General features: G+C 35.6%; 20 protein-coding genes and 1 riboswitch. Of the genes, 12 read left to right on the plus strand and 8 right to left on the minus strand.

From position 1 onward, the window contains the following. Positions 1 to 3: 3 nt before the first annotated feature. A complete protein-coding gene (locus QUF99_RS05655; protein ID WP_289368972.1) occupies positions 4 to 723 on the minus strand; it encodes a DUF4386 domain-containing protein in 720 nt (239 codons plus the stop codon). A 387-nt stretch (positions 724 to 1,110) separates the two neighbouring features. Between QUF99_RS05655 and QUF99_RS05660 the strand changes: the two genes are divergently transcribed. From QUF99_RS05660 to QUF99_RS05675, 4 genes are all read left to right on the plus strand, one after another. Continuing rightward, positions 1,111 to 1,965: a GIY-YIG nuclease family protein gene (locus tag QUF99_RS05660; protein ID WP_289368973.1), complete on the plus strand. Its 855-nt coding sequence runs from the start codon at positions 1,111 to 1,113 to the stop codon at positions 1,963 to 1,965. A gap of 147 nt (positions 1,966 to 2,112) precedes the next feature. Continuing rightward, positions 2,113 to 3,342, plus strand: coding sequence for an S-methyl-5-thioribose kinase (mtnK, locus tag QUF99_RS05665; RefSeq protein WP_289368974.1), 1,230 nt, complete (start codon positions 2,113 to 2,115; stop codon positions 3,340 to 3,342). A gap of 13 nt (positions 3,343 to 3,355) precedes the next feature. Further along, positions 3,356 to 4,414, plus strand: a complete 1,059-nt coding sequence (gene mtnA, locus QUF99_RS05670) for an S-methyl-5-thioribose-1-phosphate isomerase (protein ID WP_289368975.1) — start codon at positions 3,356 to 3,358, stop codon at positions 4,412 to 4,414. Positions 4,415 to 4,514: 100 nt separating this feature from the next. Further along, entirely contained in the window at positions 4,515 to 5,156 is a 642-nt protein-coding gene (locus QUF99_RS05675) for an L-fuculose-phosphate aldolase (RefSeq protein WP_289368976.1), read from the plus strand. A 59-nt stretch (positions 5,157 to 5,215) separates the two neighbouring features. On the opposite strand, the gene QUF99_RS05680 is transcribed toward QUF99_RS05675, so the two are convergent. Genes QUF99_RS05680 through QUF99_RS05690 form a run of 3 tightly spaced genes read right to left on the minus strand, consistent with a single transcriptional unit; the run spans position 5,216 to position 8,226 of the window. Further along, positions 5,216 to 6,220 (minus strand): FecCD family ABC transporter permease, encoded by a 1,005-nt coding sequence (locus QUF99_RS05680; RefSeq protein ID WP_289374575.1) that lies wholly within the window; start codon positions 6,218 to 6,220, stop codon positions 5,216 to 5,218. Next, positions 6,220 to 7,254 (minus strand): FecCD family ABC transporter permease, encoded by a 1,035-nt coding sequence (locus QUF99_RS05685; protein WP_289374576.1) that lies wholly within the window; start codon positions 7,252 to 7,254, stop codon positions 6,220 to 6,222. The genes QUF99_RS05680 and QUF99_RS05685 overlap by 1 nt, the downstream gene beginning before the upstream one ends. 48 nt (positions 7,255 to 7,302) lie before the next feature. Beyond that, entirely contained in the window at positions 7,303 to 8,226 is a 924-nt protein-coding gene (locus QUF99_RS05690) for an iron-hydroxamate ABC transporter substrate-binding protein (RefSeq protein ID WP_289368977.1), read from the minus strand. 311 nt (positions 8,227 to 8,537) lie between these two features. Between QUF99_RS05690 and QUF99_RS05695 the strand changes: the two genes are divergently transcribed. Then, a complete protein-coding gene (locus QUF99_RS05695; RefSeq protein WP_289368978.1) occupies positions 8,538 to 9,587 on the plus strand; it encodes an NAD(P)/FAD-dependent oxidoreductase in 1,050 nt (349 codons plus the stop codon). 151 nt (positions 9,588 to 9,738) lie between these two features. Continuing rightward, positions 9,739 to 10,674 carry a DUF1963 domain-containing protein gene (locus QUF99_RS05700; RefSeq protein ID WP_289368979.1) on the plus strand — a complete coding sequence of 312 codons (936 nt, stop codon included), beginning with the start codon at positions 9,739 to 9,741 and terminating at the stop codon, positions 10,672 to 10,674. 299 nt (positions 10,675 to 10,973) lie between these two features. On the opposite strand, the gene QUF99_RS05705 is transcribed toward QUF99_RS05700, so the two are convergent. Next, positions 10,974 to 11,342, minus strand: a complete 369-nt coding sequence (locus QUF99_RS05705) for a hypothetical protein (protein ID WP_289368980.1) — start codon at positions 11,340 to 11,342, stop codon at positions 10,974 to 10,976. 189 nt (positions 11,343 to 11,531) lie between these two features. On the opposite strand from QUF99_RS05705, the gene QUF99_RS05710 reads away from it, so the two are divergent. The 3 genes from QUF99_RS05710 (at position 11,532) to QUF99_RS05720 (ending at position 14,173) form a co-directional block, all read left to right on the plus strand. After that, a complete protein-coding gene (locus QUF99_RS05710; RefSeq protein ID WP_289374577.1) occupies positions 11,532 to 11,771 on the plus strand; it encodes a helix-turn-helix domain-containing protein in 240 nt (79 codons plus the stop codon). A 545-nt stretch (positions 11,772 to 12,316) separates the two neighbouring features. Further along, complete coding sequence (locus tag QUF99_RS05715; protein WP_289368981.1) at positions 12,317 to 13,543, plus strand: ATP-binding protein; 1,227 nt, start codon at positions 12,317 to 12,319, stop codon at positions 13,541 to 13,543. A 249-nt stretch (positions 13,544 to 13,792) separates the two neighbouring features. Further along, entirely contained in the window at positions 13,793 to 14,173 is a 381-nt protein-coding gene (locus QUF99_RS05720) for a hypothetical protein (RefSeq protein WP_289368982.1), read from the plus strand. A gap of 24 nt (positions 14,174 to 14,197) precedes the next feature. Here the strand turns inward: QUF99_RS05720 and QUF99_RS05725 are convergent, their stop codons facing one another. After that, positions 14,198 to 14,830: a cyclase family protein gene (locus QUF99_RS05725; protein WP_289368983.1), complete on the minus strand. Its 633-nt coding sequence runs from the start codon at positions 14,828 to 14,830 to the stop codon at positions 14,198 to 14,200. Between the two features lie 91 nt (positions 14,831 to 14,921). Continuing rightward, positions 14,922 to 15,034, minus strand: a riboswitch (SAM riboswitch). A 153-nt stretch (positions 15,035 to 15,187) separates the two neighbouring features. On the opposite strand from QUF99_RS05725, the gene QUF99_RS05730 reads away from it, so the two are divergent. The 3 genes from QUF99_RS05730 to QUF99_RS05740 all read left to right on the plus strand — a co-directional run bounded on the left by QUF99_RS05730 (position 15,188) and on the right by QUF99_RS05740 (position 17,866). Continuing rightward, positions 15,188 to 16,297 carry a PRK06851 family protein gene (locus QUF99_RS05730; RefSeq protein WP_289368984.1) on the plus strand — a complete coding sequence of 370 codons (1,110 nt, stop codon included), beginning with the start codon at positions 15,188 to 15,190 and terminating at the stop codon, positions 16,295 to 16,297. Positions 16,298 to 16,673: 376 nt separating this feature from the next. Continuing rightward, a complete protein-coding gene (locus tag QUF99_RS05735) occupies positions 16,674 to 17,432 on the plus strand; it encodes a nucleotidyltransferase domain-containing protein (protein WP_289368985.1) in 759 nt (252 codons plus the stop codon). Positions 17,433 to 17,464: 32 nt separating this feature from the next. Then, positions 17,465 to 17,866: a (deoxy)nucleoside triphosphate pyrophosphohydrolase gene (locus QUF99_RS05740; protein WP_289368986.1), complete on the plus strand. Its 402-nt coding sequence runs from the start codon at positions 17,465 to 17,467 to the stop codon at positions 17,864 to 17,866. On the opposite strand, the gene QUF99_RS05745 is transcribed toward QUF99_RS05740, so the two are convergent. Both QUF99_RS05745 and QUF99_RS05750 read right to left on the minus strand, forming a co-directional pair. Next, a complete protein-coding gene (locus QUF99_RS05745) occupies positions 17,843 to 20,998 on the minus strand; it encodes a DUF3427 domain-containing protein (protein ID WP_289368987.1) in 3,156 nt (1,051 codons plus the stop codon). The genes QUF99_RS05740 and QUF99_RS05745 overlap by 24 nt on opposite strands. A gap of 154 nt (positions 20,999 to 21,152) precedes the next feature. Next, complete coding sequence (locus QUF99_RS05750; protein WP_289368988.1) at positions 21,153 to 22,673, minus strand: FAD-dependent oxidoreductase; 1,521 nt, start codon at positions 22,671 to 22,673, stop codon at positions 21,153 to 21,155. Positions 22,674 to 22,692 lie beyond the last annotated feature (19 nt).

A 22,692-nucleotide genomic window follows, 5' to 3' on the forward strand; every position in this document is an offset into this window, starting at 1 on the left:
TTGTCATACACCTTTAGGGACTTTTCCTCCTCTGAATAGCAGCCATATACCAAAGCCCAATTCTCCTACAATCATTGGTACATTAAATACAATTTTAAGAATTGAAATTACCACATCATATTGTGAAAAAATCGTGTTAAATAAGTTAATGACAATATAGCCTATTGAAGCAAGCAACAATAAGATGCTAATGACTTTAGGTATTCTATCTGATTTGAAAGCCAAATAGCCTACAATCATGAGATGCCCGCCAAAAATGATCAATCCTATAGACCAAATAGATTCAAATGCTTCAAGAAACAACATCATATGTGCCTGAAGTTGATCGATTTTAAATAATGATAAATAGTCTGTACTTTTCGAGAGAAGCAATACAAAGATCAAATTCAGTATGGCAATTCCCAATATAGTCGCATAAGTAAGACGGAACCATGCACCGAGCAATGAAAGGCTTTTATTAATTGGCTTGAGAAAGATATAGAAAGCCCAGGCGACCACAATGTCAGTGATCAGGATGATGACCCAACCAAAGATTTCAGCTTTGAAAAGCATATTTGATGACTTAATGTTATTAAAAGTTGCGCTGGCATCCCCTTGCACCACAAGGCTTCCATGGACAAAGCCATAGGAAAAAAATGCAGCAAGTGCCATGATGATAAGTGATGTGCCAGCAATCAGAGCAGATTTTCGTTGATACGATTGTTCTCTTACTGAGGTAACCATAATATACCCTCCTATATTACAATGTTGGTTTCATTTTAATAGGAAGATTACGACTGGTCATTGACTTAAATCAAGGGTCCAAATTATTTTGACATTTTACAATTATATACAGTGTTTGGTGTGGTGAACCGTATTATAAGTAAAATCTAAGCGACTTTTTTAGCCGAATTTCTATTGCTTTGAGAATTTTATAATTAATGTACTATTACGGATCCGCTTACAATTATAGGATCCCTTCGATGTATTGAAATAGTGTTAGGTTTGCTTGTTTAAACATGACATATTGTATACGACATACTACTTGCTTCTTTAAAATGACTTTTATCAGAAATGGAGAGGTATATAATTAGAATATATTTTAGGGAATCTATTCGCGGAGGTACATATATGCTAACTATTAATAAAGTGCTAGAATTTGCAGGTCTAGATATGTCAAAAAATATTAAGATTGCAAGGCATCAGGATACTCGAGATATAGACGTACACGAATTGTATGCTACTGATCATTTTGAATTGTATCAATCATATCAAGAGAAAAATCAATTTAAGGACTGTGAGTATCTTGTTTCCTGTCTGGGGATTGAGAACAATCAAGCTCTGTTTATAGGGGTGTATGCAATTAAAAACATAACTCCGGTAAATGGTTTCCCGGATCATTATGATGTCCCTTATAGAGGAAAGGCTAAACTTCAAAGTAGATATATGTATGATTTAGAAAAGCTACCTGGATTTGAGGAACTAGAAAACAGGCTTGTTATCAGTTGGCAGAATATAGCTCAAGCGTGGTGTATGAAAATTGATACAAATGAAAAAGAGGTTGTTCAATTACTACCTAAGGGATATGTAAGGGATTTCCCAGGATATTTAGAAATCAATTTATTATATAGAGAACTTCAGGGGATTATGGGTGATCCAACTGCGAATGGAGTTTGGCATAAAATGCTTTCTTCAGTAGGTGGGATATATCTTATTCTAGACACAACAGATGGAATGCAATATATTGGTTCTGCTTCTGGAAAAGAAGGGATACTTGGACGCTGGAAGGAATATGCCAAGAATGGACACGGTGGAAATAAAAAACTAAAGGAACTTCTTGAGAATGACCCTAATCGAGTTCAGAAATTTAAATTTACTATTCTTCAGACATTACCGAGGACATTAACTAAAAATGAGGTCTTATTTGAAGAGAATAAGTACAAAGATAAACTTGGTTCAAGGGCATATGGTTTAAACTTGAATTAAAACCAGCTATAATAAAAACGAGATATTCGTTTCAAACAAAATCTGATACAAAAAGAACAACGTATAACATAGATTGAACAAACACTTTCAATCTATTATTTTTACGTCTTTTAGAAAACGCTTACATTTAGTGTGGAGGGAGAAACCATGTCTAAGTTCACGAAGTATTTTTTAATGGAAGCTCATGATGTAATCGAGTATGTGAAAGAGAAGTTACCTGCATTTGAAAATGCACAAAACTTACGTTGCAAGGAAATCGGGGATGGCAATTTAAATTATGTGTTTCGTGTTTGGGATGAGGAGAATGGAACTTCTGTTATTGTGAAGCAAGCCGGGGATACGGCACGTATTTCGGATGAGTTTAAGTTGTCTACGAACCGGATTCGCATTGAGTCGGATGTGCTGCAGCTAGGGGGGAAGCTGGCACCTGGACTTGTGCCGGATGTGTATTTGTTTGATCGTGTGATGAACTGTTGTGTGATGGAGGATTTATCTGATCATACAATTTTGCGAACTGCACTTATGAATCATCAAGTGTTTCCGAAGCTTGCAGATGATTTGACGACGTTTATGGTGAACACACTTTTATTAACATCAGATGTGGTGATGAATCATAAAGAGAAGAAGGATCTTGTGAAAAATTATATCAATCCAGAGCTGTGTGGGATTACAGAAGATCTTGTGTACTCCGAACCGTTTACAGATCATAACAAGCGCAACGAGTTGTTTTCTTTAAATGAAGGCTGGATTCGGGAGCATATATATAGTGATGATGCATTTCGTATGGAAGTGGCGAAGCTAAAGTTTTCGTTTATGACGAATGCACAGGCGTTGCTTCATGGTGATTTACATACTGGGTCTGTATTTGTACGAAAGGATTCTACAAAGGTAATTGATCCAGAGTTTGCATTTTACGGACCAATGGGCTATGACATTGGAAACGTGATGGCCAACTTAATGTTTGCATGGGTAAATGCGGATGCAACGATGGCTGCTGGAGCAGAGAAAGATGCTTATATGAGCTGGTTAGAGTCTACGATTACAGATGTGATTGATCTATTTGGAACAAAGTTTTTAGAAGCTTGGGGCACTCATGTGACAGAAATCATGGCGAAAGAACCAGAATTTGATCGTTGGTATTTACAGTCTGTGTTAGAAGATACAGCGGCTGTGACGGGCTTAGAGTTAATTCGCCGTATTGTTGGATTAGCGAAGGTGAAGGATATTACATTAATTACAGATGACGAAGTTCGTGCAAGAGCAGAACGGATTTGCCTGCAAGCAGCGAAGGTGTTTATTTTACAAGCAAGTACGCACAAAACAGGCGCGGACTTTTTACAAACGTTAAAGGAACAAGCAGTACATAGCGCAAAGTAAGGGAGAGAAGATCATGTCAGAGCAATTGATACCGATTCAGTGGAAAGATGATGCTTTAGTTTTGTTAGATCAGACGCTATTACCGAATGAAGTTGTCTATGAATCTTTTACAACTGCTGAGGGTGTGTGGGATGCAATTCAAGTCATGAAAGTACGCGGGGCACCAGCAATTGGTGTTTCAGCAGCGTACGGTGTGTATCTAGGCGTGAAAGAAGCATCTGAAGATTCCATGGAATCTTTTATAAAAGAGGTGCAAAAGGTATGCGCTTATTTAGCGACATCAAGACCAACAGCGGTGAATTTATTTTGGGCGCTTGAGAGAATGGAGAGCGTGGCAAAAGAACATACTCATTTATCTATTGTAGATTTGAAAAATAGATTGTTAGAAGAAGCGAAAGCGATTCATAAAGAAGATGAAGAGATTAACCGCCAAATTGGTGAGCATGCATTAACGTTATTTCAAGATGGTATGGGCGTATTAACGCACTGTAATGCTGGAGCGCTTGCTACAACGAAATACGGAACAGCGACAGCACCGATGTATTTAGCGAAGGAAAAGGGCTGGGACTTAAAGATTTATTCTGATGAAACGCGGCCAAGATTGCAAGGGTCTACGCTAACGGCATTAGAATTGCAGCGAGCAGGGATTGATGTAACAGTGATTACCGATAATATGGCAGCGATGGTTATGTCACAAGGAAAGATTGATTCCGTAATTGTTGGTTGCGACCGCGTGGCAGCGAACGGTGATGTAGCGAATAAAATTGGAACGTTAGGTGTGTCAATTCTAGCGAAATATTATAACATTCCATTCTATGTAGCGGCACCGACACCAACAATTGATGTAAAAACAGAGACAGGAAAAGATATCCCAATTGAAGAGCGTGATGCTTCTGAGGTAATTAATCGTTTTGGACAATATTCAGCGCCAAAAGAAAGCAAAGTGTACAACCCAGCATTTGATGTAACGCCGCATGAGAATATTACGGCAATCATTACAGAAAAGGGGATTGTCCGTGCACCGTTTGCGGAGAATTTACAAAAATTATTACAGATGAGCTTGCACCACTGACACCGTTGCAGCAAGAATGTATGACGAGCTATAGAGAATATGGCACGATAGTCATGCTAGCAAACTAGCCGTAACAAGTCTCTTACCGAGGAGGATGTATATGTTACTACAACAAGAAAGAGAAGAAATTGTAGCGTACGGAAAGAAAATGATCGCTAGTGGATTAACAAAGGGGACTGGCGGTAATATTAGTATCTTTAATCGTGAACAGGGGCTTGTCGCGATAAGCCCAAGTGGTTTAGATTATTTTGAGACAAAAACTGAAGATGTAGTTGTTCTGAATTTAGATGGTGAGATTGTAGAAGGTGAGAGAAAGCCTTCAAGCGAACTAGATATGCATCTTATTTATTATAGAAAGCGTGAGGATATCAATGCGCTTGTGCACACTCATTCGCCTTATGCAAAAACAATTGCATCATTAGGATGGGAACTTCCAGCAGTATCTTACTTAATTGCTTTTGCAGGACCGAATGTACGCTGTGCACCTTATGAAACATTTGGAACGAGAGAATTAGCAGAAGCAGCATATGAGGGAATGGTAGATCGTCGTGCAGTTCTCCTTGCAAATCATGGATTAATTGCAGGCGGGCATAATATAAAAATGGCATTTACTGTTGCAGAGGAAATTGAATTTTGTGCGCAAATTTATTATCAAACGAAGTGTATTGGAGAACCAAAATTGTTGCCAGAGGAAGAAATGAAAACATTGGCGAAAAAGTTTGAAGGATATGGTCAACAATAAAACTAGTAATAAGAGAATAAAAAATCCCTCGAGAACAACTCCATTCTCAAGGGATTTTTCTATTTCTTCAACAACAAATACATAAAATAAGGAGCACCAATCAAAGCAACCATAATCCCCGCAGGAATACCACTTGGTTCAACGATATGACGGCCAATTGTATCAGCAAATAACAATAGCCATCCACCAATTAAAATGGCGACAGGGATGAAGAGTTGATGTCTAGGTCCTACTAAAGATTTGGCGATGTGAGGAGCCATGAGTCCGATAAAGGCGATTCCTCCTGTGACCGAAACGGCAGAAGCTGCTAAGGCAACGGCTGCTAAAAGGAGGGAGCGGCGTTCTTTTTCGAGTGCAACACCAACACCAATTGCCACATGTTCGTTAAGTGCAAGGAGGTTTAGTCGATTTGCTTTATAGAAAGTAAATGGAATCAGCACAGCTAACCACGGAAGGAGTGCTAAAACAAAGACCCAATCATCTCCCCAAATGTTTCCGGCGATCCATTTTGTGATAAAGTCTACTTTCGTGCGTTCAGCAGATGAAATCAGTACAATCATTGCGCCAGAAAGCGCGAATGAAAATCCAATGCCTGTTAATGTTAATCTTACAGGTTGAAGTCCAGCAGTTTTGCTGTATGAAAAGACATAGATGAGACAGGCAGTAATGAAAGCACCGATAAAAGCAATAAATGGTAGTAAATAAACAAATGAATCGGCTTGTATTGGAAAATATAAAAAGAAAATCGCAATTGCGACGCCTGCTCCGGAGTTAATGCCGATAATGCCAGGTTCAGCTAAATCATTTCGGGTAATGCCTTGTAATATAGTACCCGATAATGCAAGTGCCATACCCGCTAATAGTGTAATTACAATTCTAGGTAATCGAAGAGAAAATAAAATAAATTCTTCTTTAAACGTACCTTGACCAAGAAGGGTTGGTATCAGCCTATCGTAGGATAGAGAAGCATCCCCTAGGCCCATTCCGATTGCGATCGTAGCGATAATGAGTATGAGTAATGCCAATACAATGACGCGTTGTTTTTTTATTATAGATTGTTGAATCATGAGAATGCTCTTCCTCCTTTACGTACGATGAATAGGAAGAATGGTAGACCTATTATTGAGATAATCGCTGCGATTGGCGTTTCGTATGGAGCGTTAATTGTACGTCCAAGTGTATCCGCTAATAGCATGAGAGAGGCTCCGGCAATGGCAGACATCGGTATGACAAAACGATAGTCTGGTCCGACAATTGGACGAACCATGTGAGGAACCATTAAACCGATAAATGCCATGTTTCCAACAAGTGCGACAGAAGCACCAGCAAGTAGAATGATGACAACAAAAAGAATCGTTTTAATGAAGATGATCTTTTGACCTAATCCAACAGCTACTTCTTCACTTAGACTAAGAATAGTCAACTGTTTTGCAAATAAGAGGGCAATTAGGATACTAATTGAAATAACAGGAACGATGATTTGTAATTGACTCCATGAAGTTCCAATTACGCCTCCTGCAGTCCACATGGACACATCTTGTGAGATTTTAAAATAAATCCCGACTCCTTCTGAAATTGCGATTAAGAATGCAGAGACAGCAGCCCCAGCAAGGACAATTCGAAGAGGAGAAAGTCCGCCTTTTTTCATCATGCCGATTCCAAATACCATAATGGCTCCGACAGCTGCTCCGATAAAACAAGCAATCATCATATAAAAATAGTTTGCAGAAGGGATAAAGGCGATTGTAATTGCCAAGGCAGCATTGGCACCACCAGTTAGCCCGAGTAATCCTGGGTCTGCAAGTGGGTTTCGGGTTAGCCCTTGCATAATCGCACCAGAAACAGCGAGTCCAGCTCCTACAAAAATTGCTGCAATTTCACGTGGCAAGCGCAGTTCACGGATGACGGAGAGTTTTTCGCCGCTCGCGTTAGAAGTAAGTGCCATCCATACATCCTTCACCGTAGTATCTGCCGCTCCAAATACCATCGCAATCATAAAGATAATAAAGAACGCGAGGATACCAAAAATGAACTTATATATAAAGGAAGTGGAACGTAGATTATCTTTTTTCATCAGTTTCACATCTTTTCTTTTTATAGAATAAAGGAAGAGGAATTCTTATTTTAAGAATTCCTCTTCGTTGTATTATTTACCAAGAAAGCTTTTCTTAAAGAAATCTAATTGGAAATCTAATGTAAGTGGATCATTAAAGTAGAATTCTTTGTCATCTACTTCAAAAGCTTTATTGTTTTTAACTGCTGGAATGTTTTTATAGGATTCTGTTTCTTGGAATGAATTGTCTAATTTATTGTTTGTACTTATAATCATATAATCTCCAGCGTACTCAGGAAGAACTTCGGCAGATAATGCAAAGTAACCATCTTTTGCTGTTTTTTCTTTTACTTTTCCAGGCATTTTTAATTTCATTTCTTGATAAAGAATTTCTGTTCCATGGCCCCAGTTATCGCCGAGTACATAAAGTTGTTTGTCGAATTTGTTAAAAACAGAAACAGTTGTGTCTTCACCAATTTTTGCTTTAATATCTGTTCCTGCTGCAGCAGCACGTTTTTTGAAATCATCAACCCAAGCTTTTGCTTCTTTTTCTTTATTTAATAGTTTTCCAATTTCTAAGTGCTGTGTTAAGTAATCAACTTTTCCATATGTGTACGTTACAGTAGGAGCGATTTTCTTTAACTTATCGATGTTTTTAATGTTAGACAAACCAATGATTAAATCTGGATCTAGTTCAATAATTTTTTCAATATTTTCATCGGACACTTCTGCAACATCTTTTAACTCTTTTTCAAAACGTGGATTTATTTTAGACCATGAATCTACACCAACAAGATTTACGCCTAAAGACATTACGTTACCTGCGAATGAGGACAGGACAACAACGCGTTTTGGATTTGCGGGAACTTCAACTTTACCATTTTCAGATTGGTACGTAATCGTTCCTGATTTGTTTTCCTTTGCACTTGAATCGTTCTTCTTGTCTGTAGAGCCGTTACTACAAGCACTCATGACTAGCACGAATAGAACCGTGAGTGAAATGAATAGTTTTTTCATGTTGTATTCTCCTCTTAGAAAAGTTTATGTGATGCGTATGGCCGAATAATATGAGTGGTTTTTTTCATTGTAAATCTCTCGTAGTCATTTAGATTGTATACAATGAAATATCTATAATAGCAACTGTGTAAGCCATATAAAAATTGTTAATAGTTTACAAATTGATAATGATTATCAATATAGATTCTTTAATAATATAATTTCATCTTTTTCTATTGTCAATAGTTATTTTGATTGAAAATTAAAAAGAAAAAAGGTATATTTTACTGATAATGATAATCAATCGAATGGTGGCTGAGGAGTGAACGCAAATGAATCAAGAGGAATTATTTGATGTAACCGTGATTGGAGGAGGTCCGGCAGGGCTTTACTCAGCGTTTTATAGTGGACTTAGGGAAATGAAAACGAAGATAATTGAATTTCAACCACAATTAGGTGGGAAAATACATGTATATCCAGAGAAAATGATTTGGGATATTGGAGGGCAGCCACCTATTACGGGAGCAAAATTAATTGATCAGCTTGTGGAGCAAGGGCTAACATTTCATCCAGAAGTAGTATTGAACGAAAAAGTAGCGTCAATCACTCGGAATCAAGAGGGGATTTTTGTGTTAACAACTTCCTCCGGCCAAAAACATTTTTCAAAAACAGTTATTGTAGCTACGGGAAGTGGAATATTAAAACCGCAAAAGTTAGAAATAGAAGGTGCGGAGCGATTTGAAGTATCAAATTTAAATTACACAGTGAAATCTTTAAAGCATTTCAAAGATAAAATAGTCATTGTTTCAGGTGGAGGAAATTCTGCAATAGATTGGGCAAACGAATTAGAGCCTATTGCGAAAAAAGTTTATTTAACATATAGAAAAGATGCTTTAGCAGGTCATGAAGCACAAGTAACACAACTGATGAATAGTTCAGCTGTTTGTTTTTTGAATACGTCGATTACAAAACTTATTGCGTGTGAAAATCATGAAGCGATTGAACGTGTTGAACTGACGAATCATGAAACAGGAGAAATTTCGTATGTATCAATTGATGAGGTAATCATTAATCATGGTTATGAACGTGATATGACATTATTGGAGAATAGTGAACTAGATATTGCAATAGCAGATCATTATTATATTGCAGGTAATTCTATTAGCGAATCTTCGATACCTGGACTTTACGCCGCTGGAGATATTTTAAAGTACGAAGGGAAAGTGCATTTAATAGCTGGTGCTTTCCAAGATGCGGCAAATGCTGTAAATAAAGCAAAACAATTTATCGAGCCAAATGCAAGTGATCATGCAATGGTTTCTTCAAATAATGAAATGTTTAAACAGCGTAACCGAGAACTCGTTAAGCAAATGATGAAATAAAAGAAGCATATAGAGAAAAGAGCATTCGTAAAATAACGAATGCTCTTTTTTCTATGTTTTAATCGCTTACAGCGGTAGACGAAAGTGAAATTATGGTATGATTTTGTTAGTTGTATTTAACTGAAAATAACAATAATTAGGAGGGGAAGAAATGCTACCAAAAAATCTACAAATGGAATTAGATAATATTATAAAAGAGTACGGTCTTGAGGAAATAAAAGCTCAGCTTAACAAACATGCTGAAGCGAGTATTGAGCTTGTGCTAGGGGAACAAGAGAATTATGAAAAAATCGGTAACAGTAGAATTGCAGGATATCCAGATTTACCTTCTTCTATAGAATGGCCTTGTGATGAAGATGGGGAATATTGGACGTTTATTGCACAAATTAATTTGTCTGAACTTCCGCGAAATGTAGTAAATGAGCTACCTCAAGAAGGGATATTGTATTTTTTTCTAGGATTAGATGAGCCTGCTTACGATGTTGATCATAAAATCTTTTATTACAATGGCGATTTAAATGACCTACAAAAAACTCTTCCGCCAGAAGGTAAAGAAGAGATTGATTTTGAAAATAGAGATTTTATATCGCATCAAATTTCCTTTATAGCGAAGGTACATATACCATCTGAAAGTGAACTTGAAGAAATCCTATTAGAAGATTACGAAGATGTATATGAAATTTTATGTTATCATACTGATCGACTATGGGGGAATAGTGATACATACGCGGGTGACCCGAAAGAAGATGCTTACTTCTGTCGTAATGGATTAGAGGATTTGTTATTCCATTCTTACATGGAAGAAGAAGACCTTTTAAAAAAGATAGATAAAGTGGTTGCTGAAGGTAAAAAAGAATATGCAAAAACATTGGAAACTTGTGTGTTGCCACAATTAAGAGAATACAATTCTAATAAAGAAATGCATAAAAAGGGTATTGAGAATTGGCATTCCCTTATAAAAATAGGTTCTATAGATGAAGTAGGTATGTGTTGGTGGGATGCTGGAAATCTAGAATTCTTAATTGATACAAATGATTTAAAGAACAAGAATTTTTCTAATACATATGCTCATATTTTTACTAGTTAACCGGAATAAAGTTATCCGTAGTAAAAAAGAACAAGTAGAATGAACTTATGGAAGATAGTTCAATATCTTTCGTGATATATACAAACACCCAGTTACTTTTCTATTTTCAATAAGTAGAGAAGTAACTGGGTGTTTGCGTTTTGAATCCTGTTTTATCATTTTTACTACACCGGTTTCTTAGGTTCACGTCTTTTTGATGTATTTTCGAAAGAAGAGAATACGGAGACGTGAACTTTTTATTTGTAAATATCCCCAGAGTCCATGTAGCTTGTTCTGAATAAGTCGTGTCACTCAACAAATCATGCGGTTCCTTTTTCGCGGTGATTAGGAAATTGCTCATTTTGTATAGAAGCAATATATTGTTTCCCATGTCTTCTAGCGACTGCTTCTAGCATGTTACGTACACGTTTTGTAAGGTATCCTTGGTTTTGCAACGCTTCACAGTATGCATCATAATAAGCATATTTCGCCCACAGAAAGTCCTCCTGTTGGAATAAGAAATGGTTTGCGTACCATTCTCCAATTGTGTTGTAGTTAACATCTTCATTTGTATTCTCTGTTTGCTGAATAATACGATTCGGCAGAGCTTGAGATAACTTAGAAGCAGTGTGTTTTGTTTCAGACTGTAAAGATTGTTCTAATGTTGTAAGAATGTGATGCGTATTCATTTTTAACTCCCCTTTGTGTGAATGATGATTGTTATCTGTTTTTTAGGCTCACTATATTATTATACAATATCTGGTATGCTATCACCTGCATTTTGATTTGTATTTACAAAAACTTTTTATTTCATTTACAAAACTAAGTTATAATAAAGTGCGATGAATCATGTGGAAATAATAAAAAATAATAAAGGAATGACTCCATTGTATATAACGATAAAAGAAGCAGCGGAATATTTAAATCTTCCGGAATCTTATATTGAAGAATTAGTTCAGAAAAAGCGTATTCGAGCTTTGTATGACGGTGAGCAATATTTGCTTAATAAAGAACAATTCAATACGCACTTAGAGCAAATGGAAAAATATAAGCAGTTAGTGGAAGAAATATTAAATGAACCAATTCCAGAGGATATGGATGTGAAAGACGAAGACTAGATCATTTTGTATTCCTATATGAAATGTTATATGGTGTCATTTTTAAATACCGTTTTAAGATGTATAGGATAAACATCTTAAAACGGTATTTTCTTATGATGAAATAATCAACTTGAGTGAATGAAGGGCTAATATTATGCTAGGTATTGAAAAGAGCACTGCTATATAAATACAAATTAAAAAACCGAAATAAAACCCTTCTTTTTAGGCGGGAGAGAGCATCCGGCCGTGCATAGAAACGGTCAGATCCTTTTCCTGCCCCATGCCAAGTGAGAACAGAGAGAGAAAACGAGTGCAGGTCACCTGTTGTTATCCATAGCCACGGCTTATATGTCGAAAAAACAAAATGGATTTATATAGAAAAAGCAGTAGAATACTATATAGTTAGAGAATGCACGTACTTTGTGAGAGTAGCTGTATAATATAAGAATTTTAATATATTTAGACAGATGCATATTGTTCTGAAAGCAATTTCATAAGTATAATTTATAGCACTAGCAGGTGAGATGTAATATGCTGTTGCATTGCTTAAAAGGAGTATTCATATGAATAAGTTTCAAAGTTTGATTCAAGAAGAAAAGGAAGCTTTAAAGGTATTTTTAATATTATTTTATTTTATATTTTTGTTATATGACATTATATATTATTTTATATATCCTGCAATAGATATAAATGAGGCACAGATCGGATGGCCAGAAGGTGGATTGGGAATTGGAGTATATATTTTTATAGGTTCATTACTCCCAATTTCAATTTATCTCCAAAAAAGGAATCATACTTATTTTGTGAAATATTTATTTTTTATTGGGTATATGCTAATTGATTTGATTAATAATTTAATGATTTATTTACGCACGGATCGAGTATTTGAAAATGGAAACATAGTAGAGATGTTTTTCATACTTTTTGCACCAGTCTTTGTAAATAGAAAGTACTTTTGTTTAGTCTCTTTTGGTGTAATTGGCAAGTATGTTTTCTTTGCTTTATTATTATGGGATTTAAAAGTAGTCATTCCTCTTGTGCTATGCATCTTTTTTTTCGTTATTTCACGTTCTTTATTAAAGAGATTCCAATCGTATGTTAGCACAGTGGTGAAAGCATTGACGAATATCAAACAAACTGAAAATCTGGTACTAATCGGAAAAATGTCAACAGCAATTGGGCATGAAATTCGAAACCCATTAACCGCTTTAAAAGGATTTACTCAAATTCAAAAAGAACGTAATCCTGCTGATGTTGTTAGCTATGACATTATGTTACAAGAAATTGAGAGGATTAATGGAATTGTTAGTGAATTAATGTTACTTGGAAAGCCAAAACCAACAATGTATCAATTGTGTGATATGCAAAAGATTTTGTTATATGTTGTTCAATTGATGGAAAGTTATGCAATGCAATATGCTGTGAATATTCATATACAAATAGATGAGCCTTTACCTCATATAAATGGTGATGAAAAACAATTAAAGCAAGTTCTGTTAAATGTTATAAAAAATGGAATTGAATCTATGATGAGTGGCGGGAATTTAAAAATTCATGCGTATAAAACTGGTGAAGAAAACCTTTGTATTTGTATTCAAGACGAAGGGTGCGGTATGGATAGAGAGAAAATAAAGAAAATTGGTGAAGAGTTTTACACGACAAAGGAGAATGGAACAGGTCTTGGTCTAATGATTACATATAAAATTATTGAAGAACATCAAGGGGATATAAAAATTGAAAGTAGTGTAGGCATAGGAACAAAAGTTGAAATAATCTTACCGATTATATAATATATGAGAACAAGAGCACTTTGTCAGAAAAGTGCTCTTGTTGTGTAAATATAAACATTTTATAAAAGGTTCAAGAAGGCTTTTTTTTATAAAACACTTCGTTTATAATGAAGGAAAATATCGACATGTAGCATATAGCTAATGTACCGGTTTCAATGATTTAGATTTAAATAAAATTTGATTTTAAGTGAAAAAAGAGATGCGCACGCATCCTTTTTCTATGCTGATATTATGAAAGAGGTGGTATGGATGGAGTTAACATTATGGTCAAATGTATGTTTACACACAATTCAATTTCAAAAAGATGAAAAGAATTATATTGTAAAAGATACAGTTACAGGAGAAGCTTATAAAATGCCGCCGCTTTGTATTGATGCACTTGCGATGATGCGTGACGGATTTTTACTAGGGGAAATTGAAGAAAAGTTAAAGGAAGATTATCCAGAAGAAGAAGTGAATATTCTCGAATTTACGAGACAACTGTTAGAATTAGAGCTTGTTGGGATGGTTGATGGTGAAGAAATTATTTGTACGAAAAAGAAAGACAAAGATTATCTTTCATGGATCCGTCCTCGAATTGGACAGTTATTTTTGAATTGGAATAGAAAATATCGAAGCAGAGATCAATAATGGTCTCTGCTTTTTTGTGATGAACTAAAAGATAACGGCAAATGCTCTCGCGAAAGCACCGTCACTATTTTTAATTTTTAGAGGTGCTGCGGAAAAGAAGAAACGTTGCTTTCCAATCGCATCTAAATTTGTTAAGTTTTCGATTAAGTAAATATCATTCCCTAATAAAATATGATGGATAGGTGATGTTTCCGTTGTGACTTCATCTGGTGAAATGAAATCTAATCCAACAGATTTCACTTGTAATCGCACTAATTCTTCAGCAAGCTCTTCAGAGAGAGAGAATGCTTCTTCTGCATAAGCTTCTGTATTCCATTTTTCTGAGAGATTGGAATGAAAAATCACAATATCTCCTTCTTTCACTTCAACATCACGTAACACTTCTTTTGATAATTTTCTTTCTTGCACATGTGTTACATCAACGAGAATGGCTTCGCCTACAAACTGATCAAGCGGTAGTTGATCGATTGTTGTTGCTCCAGAAATAAAATGAGCGGGTGCATCACAATGTGTACCGACATGAACAACTGAATGAAAATCTGTTACTTGAAACCCGACTTCTTCCACGCTTGTAATCGGTTCTAGATGAATCGGTGGTGTTCCAGGAAATTGAGACATATTGTTTTCAAATGTTTGTGATAAATCGATAACTTTCATACCCGTATTCCTCCATTCGTGTTAGGTAAAAATAAAAAGCCCTTCTTTCAACCGAGAAAGAAGGGCTTTACATGCAGTTTTGTAAATTCATGTGTTATCTTCCAAAATGCAATACATTTTGCAGGATTTAGCACCTGTTCAGTTTGTATAAACTGAGGTTGCCGGGCTTCAAAGGGCCAGTCCCTCTGCCTCTCTCGATAAGAAGTTTTATTAAGTTTTAAAATTAAGAATTTTCGTTATTCTGATTGTAATTCATTTCCTTTTCTATTGCAAGATGAAAAAATAGGTGTTCACCCAATTGACGGGTGATGCATATTGTAGCTTATGTAAGTAAACTTCTGCAAAGGAGTGAGTGCAGTGACAGGGAGAATTTTAAATTATTATGCTGGTGGTAACACAGCGAGAGGTTTTTATAGCTTATATGAGGAAAATTTAATTGGGCTTGAAGGATTATTCATTTTAAAAGGCGGACCAGGGACAGGGAAATCATCATTGATGAAAGCGGTTGGCCGTGAATGGACTGAAAGAGGATATGATATTGAACTGCTACATTGTTCGTCTGATAATAACTCGATTGATGGCGTGATTATTCCAAAATTAAAAGTAGGGATTGTAGACGGCACCGCACCGCATGTTATTGAGCCGAAAGTGCCTGGCGTTGTGGAAGAATACGTAAACCTAGGAGCTGCTTGGGATTCAGAGAAATTGCGAAAGTATAAAGATGAAATTACACGTTATGTGTCAGAAGCAAGTGGTGCGTTCCAATCCGCGTATGCGTGTTTTCAAGAAGCGTTAGCGGTTCATGATGATTGGGAGAAAATTTATATTGATAATATTAATTTTCAAAAAGCGAATGAATTAACAGAAGAGCTCATTCAAAAACTGTTCGAGGATAAACAAGGGAAACATGCGGTTGTAAAACATCGTTTCTTAGGAGCGGCAACGCCAAAGGGTGCGGTTGATTTTGTTCCAAATTTAACAGAAGGTCTTCCGAATCGTTATTTTATAAAAGGGCGTCCAGGGTCTGGGAAATCAACGATGTTAAAAAAAATAGCAGTCGCAGCCGAAGAAAAAGGTTTTGATGTCGAGGTATATCATTGTGGATTTGATCCAAATAGCCTTGATATGATTATTGTAAGAGAATTAGGGTTTGCCATCTTTGATAGTACAGCACCGCATGAATATTTTCCGGTGCGAGAAGGCGATGAGATTATTGATATGTATGATCTTATTGTTACTCCGGGAACCGATGAAAAATACGCCACGGAAATTCGTGATGTTTCCATTCAATACAAGACCAAAATGAATGAAGCAATGTCTTTCTTAGCGAAAGCCAAAGCAGTACGAGATAAATTAGAGCATATCTATATCGCTGCGATGGATTTTACAAAGGTAGATGCCTATAAACAAGAAATACAGAGCGAGTTTGAGCGAATTGCCAAGCTTGTTGCTCAGGAGCAGAAATAGCGATAGCTGGACCACTTTTAAGGAGTGGTCCGTTTTGTATATAGAAAGCTGGATTCGGATTAGAATTTCCATAATCTTATATGGTATATTTTTCTAGATAAAAAAACGGTAGAAAATATATAAATACAAATTAAAAAACCGACATAAGACCCTTCTTTGTAGGTGGGAGAGAGCATTCGGCCATGCATAGAAGCGGTCAGACCATGGCAAGTGAAAACAAAGAGAGAAAACGAGTGCAGGTCACCTTTTGTTATCCATAGCCGCGGCTATATGTCGAAAAATCAAAATGGATTTATATAGTTTTCAACATAATGAAGGAATTCTATTATTTTTGTCGAATTTCCGGGGAAATGATCAGAAAATGAGAGTGATACATATGAAAGAGAAAATTCAATTTGAACTAGAGAGAATCGAGAAAGAGAATAACGTAAAAATCCTATTTGCAGTTGAATCAGGAAGCCGGGCATGGGGATTCCCATCGAAAGATAGTGATTATGATGTTCGTTTTGTATATATTCATCCAGTAGACTGGTATTTATCGATAAATGAAAAACGTGATGTCATTGAATACCCAATTAATGATGCTTTAGATATAAGTGGCTGGGATATTAGAAAAGCACTGCGGTTATTTGCAAAATCAAATCCAGCGCTATTAGAGTGGATTCGTTCTCCAATCTTTTATTCCAAGCAATCTGATTTTCCAGACCGCTTACAGGGGATGAGCGAAAATGATTTTGATCCAAAAGCAACGATTTATCACTACCTACATATGGCATCAAAAAATTATCGTGAATTTTTACAAGGTGAGAGAGTCAAATTGAAAAAATACTTCTACGTATTGCGCCCGATTTTAGCTTGTAAGTGGTTAGAAGAGAAAGGGACATTGCCACCGGTGGAGTTTGAGCGGTTGATAACTGAACTAACATTAGATTCAACAATCGTAAGTGAAATTGAAGATTTACTAGTAAAGAAAAAATCGGGTGTTGAGCTGGATGTTGGACCGAAAATTGTAGTATTAAATGAATTTTTAGAAGGGCAGATTACGTATTATGAGGAGTATGTGAAGGGGATTGAAAAAGGGATAGGAATAGATGTTGAGAAGTTGAATGTTTTGTTTCGGGATATGTTAAACTAGTAGGCGATAAATATATAATGAGGAGTAATAAAATGAAACAAGTTAAAGTTGTAGGAGCTATTATTCGAAATGAAGAGGGACTTATCTTATGTGCTTTACGATCTTCAGAGATGTCTTTACCTAACTTATGGGAATTTCCAGGTGGTAAGATTGAAGAAGGAGAGTCACCACAACAAACTTTAGTGAGAGAAATCCAAGAAGAGTTAGATTGCACAATTGAAGTTCATGGTTTTGTTGAAGAAGTGATGCATGAGTACCCTAACATAATTGTGAATTTATTAACGTATGAAGCAAAGATTACTGAAGGTAATCCAACAGCAAGAGAGCACGCCAAGCTAGAATGGTTAAGCCTTGACGAGCTCAAAACTTTAGAGTGGGCTCCTGCTGATATTCCAACAGTTGATAAATTATTATCGGATAAAGTCGGTAAATAAATTATTTGGCACGGGGTGGTGCAGTTTCCATTTAATGTTCATAGGTTTATCATTATGGCTACTTACGTAATCTACTTTACCTAAGTATACAAATGGAAGCGTCATCCCATGCATTTGGTTAAACTTTCGAACAAATAAATGGATGTGAATATCTTTTTCTTTATGGTAGATGTAATCTTTACCGCGTTCTGAACCATGACTTGTTTGATTTTGACTTTGCCAGTGGAAATGACCAGGATCAATAAAATAGTCGTGATAATGTAGATGATCTTCGATTTTTTCATCTTTATTTAAGTTGATAAATAATAAATAATGATTATGGACTCTACTAACACCTTCACGCCAAGTTCCTTCTTGAACCGCAGCGTTAAATAAGAAGATCAAATCATTTCTTGTATAATTTTGATAACGTATTAAACGCTCTCCTTGTTGAAGAAATTGGGTTGGTTGATAAGTACGACGATATTCAATTAATCCATACTCAATTCTTTCTTGAATCGCGGTTTTATTTTCTTTTAGAATAGATTGTAGTTCTAAAGGAATAATGAATGTTTCATTTTTTATATGTCCAAAACTCCACTTTTGTTTTTGGTAGGGTTCAGTTAGTTTTGACATGGCCCTTAAGATAAGATCTTTGTGCGTTTCACAATTGGTAGCTACATTAAATTGGTTTTCTAATTCTTTTAATACATCAGTAATAGCAATACAATTTTGTTTTAATGCAAGTCCCAATATAATAAATTCATAAGGCCATTTAAGTGGATACATATTTTCTAGCCGTTCACAAATTTCTATAGCATAGTTGTTTTGTAATAGTTTTTGATCTTCACTCGTTAGATCATTCATCTTCTCTTTTGTTTTTAACCATGATTTAAATTTGTTAATAAAGAACTGTAAGTTTGGTGCTTCTTCAATATATAAAAAATCAGCAATGCTAGGTGAACGACCGATGTCTTTTTTAAACTGATTGTAAATATCTTTTAACATAGCAATTGCATCCATGCGAATACTATCTATTTTATCTAATATTCTTTTTTGAGTAATAATGTCTAAGTCGACATATGAACCGCCGGGTAAATCTGCAAATTCTTGTTGAACAGCAATTCGAAGGCTGTCTTTGTCAAATGCTTTATGATTATGCTGGCCTGATAAAGCAAGAGGAACAATGAATGATTTTTGATGATTACCGATAAAATCAAGTATTGTAACAAATTCTTTATTATCGCTTTTACGTAAACCACGCCCCAATTGTTGAATGAAAATAGTTGGTGATTCTGTCGGGCGGAGAAATAGCACCATATTTAATTTTGGAATATCAATACCCTCATTAAAAATATCTACTGTAAATATGATTTGAAGCATATCTGTTTCATCTTCTAATCTTTCGATTACTTGACGGCGTGTATCTGGGGAATCATTGCCAGTTAAGTAAGTAGTATAATATCCTCGCTTATTAAATTCTTCACTCATATATTTGGCATGATCTATGTTGGTGCAGAAACCTAAGCATATAAGGCTATTTCCGCTGTATCCATATAAGTTCATCATGTTAATGATATAGTCTACACGTTCTTCATTTTTTAAAGCTCTTACAAGTAGGTTTTCATTATACAATCCATTGGTAAGAGAGATATCATTATAATTTATTGTGTCATCAGATACACCGAAATAATGAAAAGGAGCTAGTAGTTCTGCTTCAAGTGCATCTCTTAATCGGATTTCATAAACAACATTATGGTCACAGATTGCCAATACATCTTTACCATCTAAACGTTCTGGTGTTGCAGTTAATCCTAGTAAAAAGTCAGGATTAAAATAGTCTAATATTTTACGATATGTTTGTGCCTCGGCATGATGAAACTCATCTACAATAATGTAATCAAATGAGTTCCGAGAAAAATTGCTAAGTGTTTCATCACTAGATAGTGTTTGAACAGTTGAAAATAAAAAAGGGCTATCAAATTCCTTTTTAGTTCCTGTTAATAAACCACACCGAGCTGCATTTCCAAATACTTTTTCAAAAGTATGTTTTGCGCTTTGAAGTAACTCTTCTCTATGGGCTAAAAATAAAATTCGTTTCGGATTAAAATTTTTTACATCAAAGGCAGATAAGTAAGTTTTTCCGGTTCCAGTTGCCGCAATAACCACTCCTTTAGTTTTTCCAGATTTCCTAGTTTGGGAAAGAGCATGTAATGCATTCTTTTGCATGTTATTAGGAGATATACCGGTATGAGTATATTCATTTTGTTGCTCAGCGACCTTTGAAATATTAAAAGAACCGGATAGATCGGTTTTTCTATTCTGTAAAAATGCTTCATATTTTGAGAGTAGGTCATTATTTAAAGGTACAGCATGTGAGCTATCCCACATGAGGTTAAAACTCTTCTTTGCTTTGTGATAAATTGGAAGGTATGTTGTATCTGGAATTTTAACATTCCATTCATGTCCAGATTTTAAAGCAGCTTGTGATAAATTAGAAGAGCCTATAATAATTGTATTTAGATTTGAACATCTATGAAATAAATAAGCTTTTGTATGAAATGAATCATGACCAGAATCAAAAATTTTGACTTCTACATTAGAAAATTCTAGTAATTTTTTTAAAGCTTTAGCTTCAGTAATATTTAAATAAAATGAAGTTAGTATGCGAACCTTTTTACCTTGTCTTTCTAATTCTTGTAAAGGTTTAATCAACAACTGGAGTCCAGACCAGCGAATAAAACTTACCATAAAATCAATAGAATCTGAGGTGAGTATTTCAAATTTTAAAGATTTAAAGAAGTTTTGATTTTCTTTTTGATCATTCGAAATGAAATCAAGTTTTGATAAATAGAGCTCTTTATTAATTGGAAGTTGCTTATCGTCGTGACGATATAAAATAGATGACAATGGTAAATGTAAACTTTCCGTGTGTGGATGTATAATTTCAGTAATTTTAGAAGTTAAATTTAAAATCTCATCTATATTGGAACTTGTATATAATTGTTCAAACTTATCTCCTGTTTGTTTAGCTATATAATGAATAAGTGAATCAATGTATTCAGTAGGAGCTAAAGGGTGTTCAATATTGTTTTCAGGGTAATCTTTTTTTTGTTTCTTTAATTCTTCAAAAACGCTCTTAAGATTGTCCATACCTATCTCCCTAGTTGAAAATAATATAATTTATTGGTAATTTTATTCTCATTTTATCACGAAAAAGAAATAGTTTTATAAGGGCTGGCGTTTATATTGTTTAATGTTAAAACAAGTTATCCTCTTCACAAATATGAAGAGGATAACTTGTTTTCTATTCTATTTTTTTTAAATTTTTATCCGCTGGCCCCTCAATCACATCGCCATCAATCGAAAATCGTGATCCATGACAAGGACAATCCCACGTGCAATCACCGCCATTCCATTCCACCTCACAGCCAAGATGCGTACAAGTCGTGTCGACGATGTGTAGTTTTCCATCATCATCTTTATAAGCACCAGCACGCTTTCCATGTACTCTTACAACAGCACCTTCGCCATTTTCTAGGTCTTCTGGTTTGCGAAGAGCAAATTCTAATTTGCCTTCAATCAAATGTTTTGCGACATCCAGGTTTTGAGAAACAAATGTTTTAATATCTGGATCTGCATGGAATCGTGACGGAGCAAATAGTTCTTTGTAAGGGCTATCTACTTTTGTAATGGAAGCTTTCAGTAGTAGTGCTGCAGCTGTTCCAGTTGTCATGCCCCATTTTCGGTAACCTGTTGCGACGAATATGTTTGGGCTGTTTTCATTGATATGGCCGATGTAAGGAAGTTTATCTAGTGTGATTAAGTCCTGTGCTGACCATCTGTAAGGAATTTCATCTACTCCAAATGTGTCTTCTGCAAAAGAGTGCAGTGCTTCATAGTGCAGCATTGTGTTAATTCCTTGCCCCGTTTTATGACTTTCTCCGCCAATAAGAATGAGTTTTTCCCCATCCACTGTTGTGTAGCGTACGGAACGCTTTGGATTATCAATGTTTAAGTACATGCCCCCGGGATAGTCTTGTTTTGCTTTTATTGCGAGAACATAGGAGCGTTCGGCATACATTCTCGCAAAGAAAAAGCTGTTTGCATCATAAAATGGGAAATGTGAACAAGAGACTATATACCCACACGTGATGCGATGACCATCTTTTGTAATAACTTGTGGATAAAATCCTTTCTCTACATCGATTGCGGTTGTTTGCTCATAGATAATTCCACCAGCTTCAATAAATTGCTCTACAAGACTTTTTAAATAGCGAAGTGGATGGAATTGTGCTTGTTTTTTCATCACAAGTGCTGCTTGAATTGGGACAGGGAGGGAAATAGATTCGACGTATTCACAAGGGATATTTAGTTTTTTATAAGCTTCGTATTCTTTTGTCAACTTTCGAAGGTTCTCTGTATCGTTTGTATATAAGTAGGCATCTTCTTCGGTGAAGTCACAATCAATATTATGAGTTTGCACAGTTTTTTTTATAAATTGTAGTGCTTCGTCATTTGCTTCATAGTATAAACGGGCCTTATCGGCTCCAAAGTGATTCATAAGCTCATCATAAATGAGATCGTGTTGCGCTGTAATTTTTGCGGTTGTATGTCCCGTTGTTCCATTCAAAATGTTTCCAGAGTCAATTAAAGTAACATTCATACCTTCTTTTGCAAGCAAATAAGCGGTAGTAATTCCTGTAATTCCTCCGCCGATAATCGCAACTTCTGTTCTTATATTTTCTGATAGCTTAGGAAAAGTAGGCAGTGTAGTAGAATCTCGCCAGTACGGTTCCGGGAATTGGGGAAATGAATGTGTTTCCATAAGTATAATCCTCCTAGTT

This window comes from Bacillus sp. DX4.1 (assembly GCF_030348195.1).
Classification (GTDB): Bacteria; Bacillota; Bacilli; order Bacillales; family Bacillaceae_G; genus Bacillus_A.

What these genes read in the sequence shown, in the direction of transcription:
- QUF99_RS05715 (WP_289368981.1), top strand. Translation starts at nt 12,317, where the DNA reads ATGAATAAGTTTCAAAGTTTGATTCAAGAAGAAAAGGAAGCTTTAAAG.
- QUF99_RS05655 (WP_289368972.1), bottom strand. Translation starts at nt 723, where the DNA reads ATGGTTACCTCAGTAAGAGAACAATCGTATCAACGAAAATCTGCTCTG.
- QUF99_RS05735 (WP_289368985.1), top strand. Translation starts at nt 16,674, where the DNA reads ATGAAAGAGAAAATTCAATTTGAACTAGAGAGAATCGAGAAAGAGAAT.
- QUF99_RS05725 (WP_289368983.1), bottom strand. Translation starts at nt 14,830, where the DNA reads ATGAAAGTTATCGATTTATCACAAACATTTGAAAACAATATGTCTCAA.
- QUF99_RS05660 (WP_289368973.1), top strand. Translation starts at nt 1,111, where the DNA reads ATGCTAACTATTAATAAAGTGCTAGAATTTGCAGGTCTAGATATGTCA.
- QUF99_RS05710 (WP_289374577.1), top strand. Translation starts at nt 11,532, where the DNA reads ATGACTCCATTGTATATAACGATAAAAGAAGCAGCGGAATATTTAAAT.
- QUF99_RS05750 (WP_289368988.1), bottom strand. Translation starts at nt 22,673, where the DNA reads ATGGAAACACATTCATTTCCCCAATTCCCGGAACCGTACTGGCGAGAT.
- QUF99_RS05745 (WP_289368987.1), bottom strand. Translation starts at nt 20,998, where the DNA reads ATGGACAATCTTAAGAGCGTTTTTGAAGAATTAAAGAAACAAAAAAAA.
- mtnK (WP_289368974.1), top strand. Translation starts at nt 2,113, where the DNA reads ATGTCTAAGTTCACGAAGTATTTTTTAATGGAAGCTCATGATGTAATC.
- QUF99_RS05700 (WP_289368979.1), top strand. Translation starts at nt 9,739, where the DNA reads ATGCTACCAAAAAATCTACAAATGGAATTAGATAATATTATAAAAGAG.
- QUF99_RS05675 (WP_289368976.1), top strand. Translation starts at nt 4,515, where the DNA reads ATGTTACTACAACAAGAAAGAGAAGAAATTGTAGCGTACGGAAAGAAA.
- mtnA (WP_289368975.1), top strand. Translation starts at nt 3,356, where the DNA reads ATGTCAGAGCAATTGATACCGATTCAGTGGAAAGATGATGCTTTAGTT.
- QUF99_RS05720 (WP_289368982.1), top strand. Translation starts at nt 13,793, where the DNA reads ATGGAGTTAACATTATGGTCAAATGTATGTTTACACACAATTCAATTT.
- QUF99_RS05740 (WP_289368986.1), top strand. Translation starts at nt 17,465, where the DNA reads ATGAAACAAGTTAAAGTTGTAGGAGCTATTATTCGAAATGAAGAGGGA.
- QUF99_RS05690 (WP_289368977.1), bottom strand. Translation starts at nt 8,226, where the DNA reads ATGAAAAAACTATTCATTTCACTCACGGTTCTATTCGTGCTAGTCATG.
- QUF99_RS05695 (WP_289368978.1), top strand. Translation starts at nt 8,538, where the DNA reads ATGAATCAAGAGGAATTATTTGATGTAACCGTGATTGGAGGAGGTCCG.
- QUF99_RS05705 (WP_289368980.1), bottom strand. Translation starts at nt 11,342, where the DNA reads ATGAATACGCATCACATTCTTACAACATTAGAACAATCTTTACAGTCT.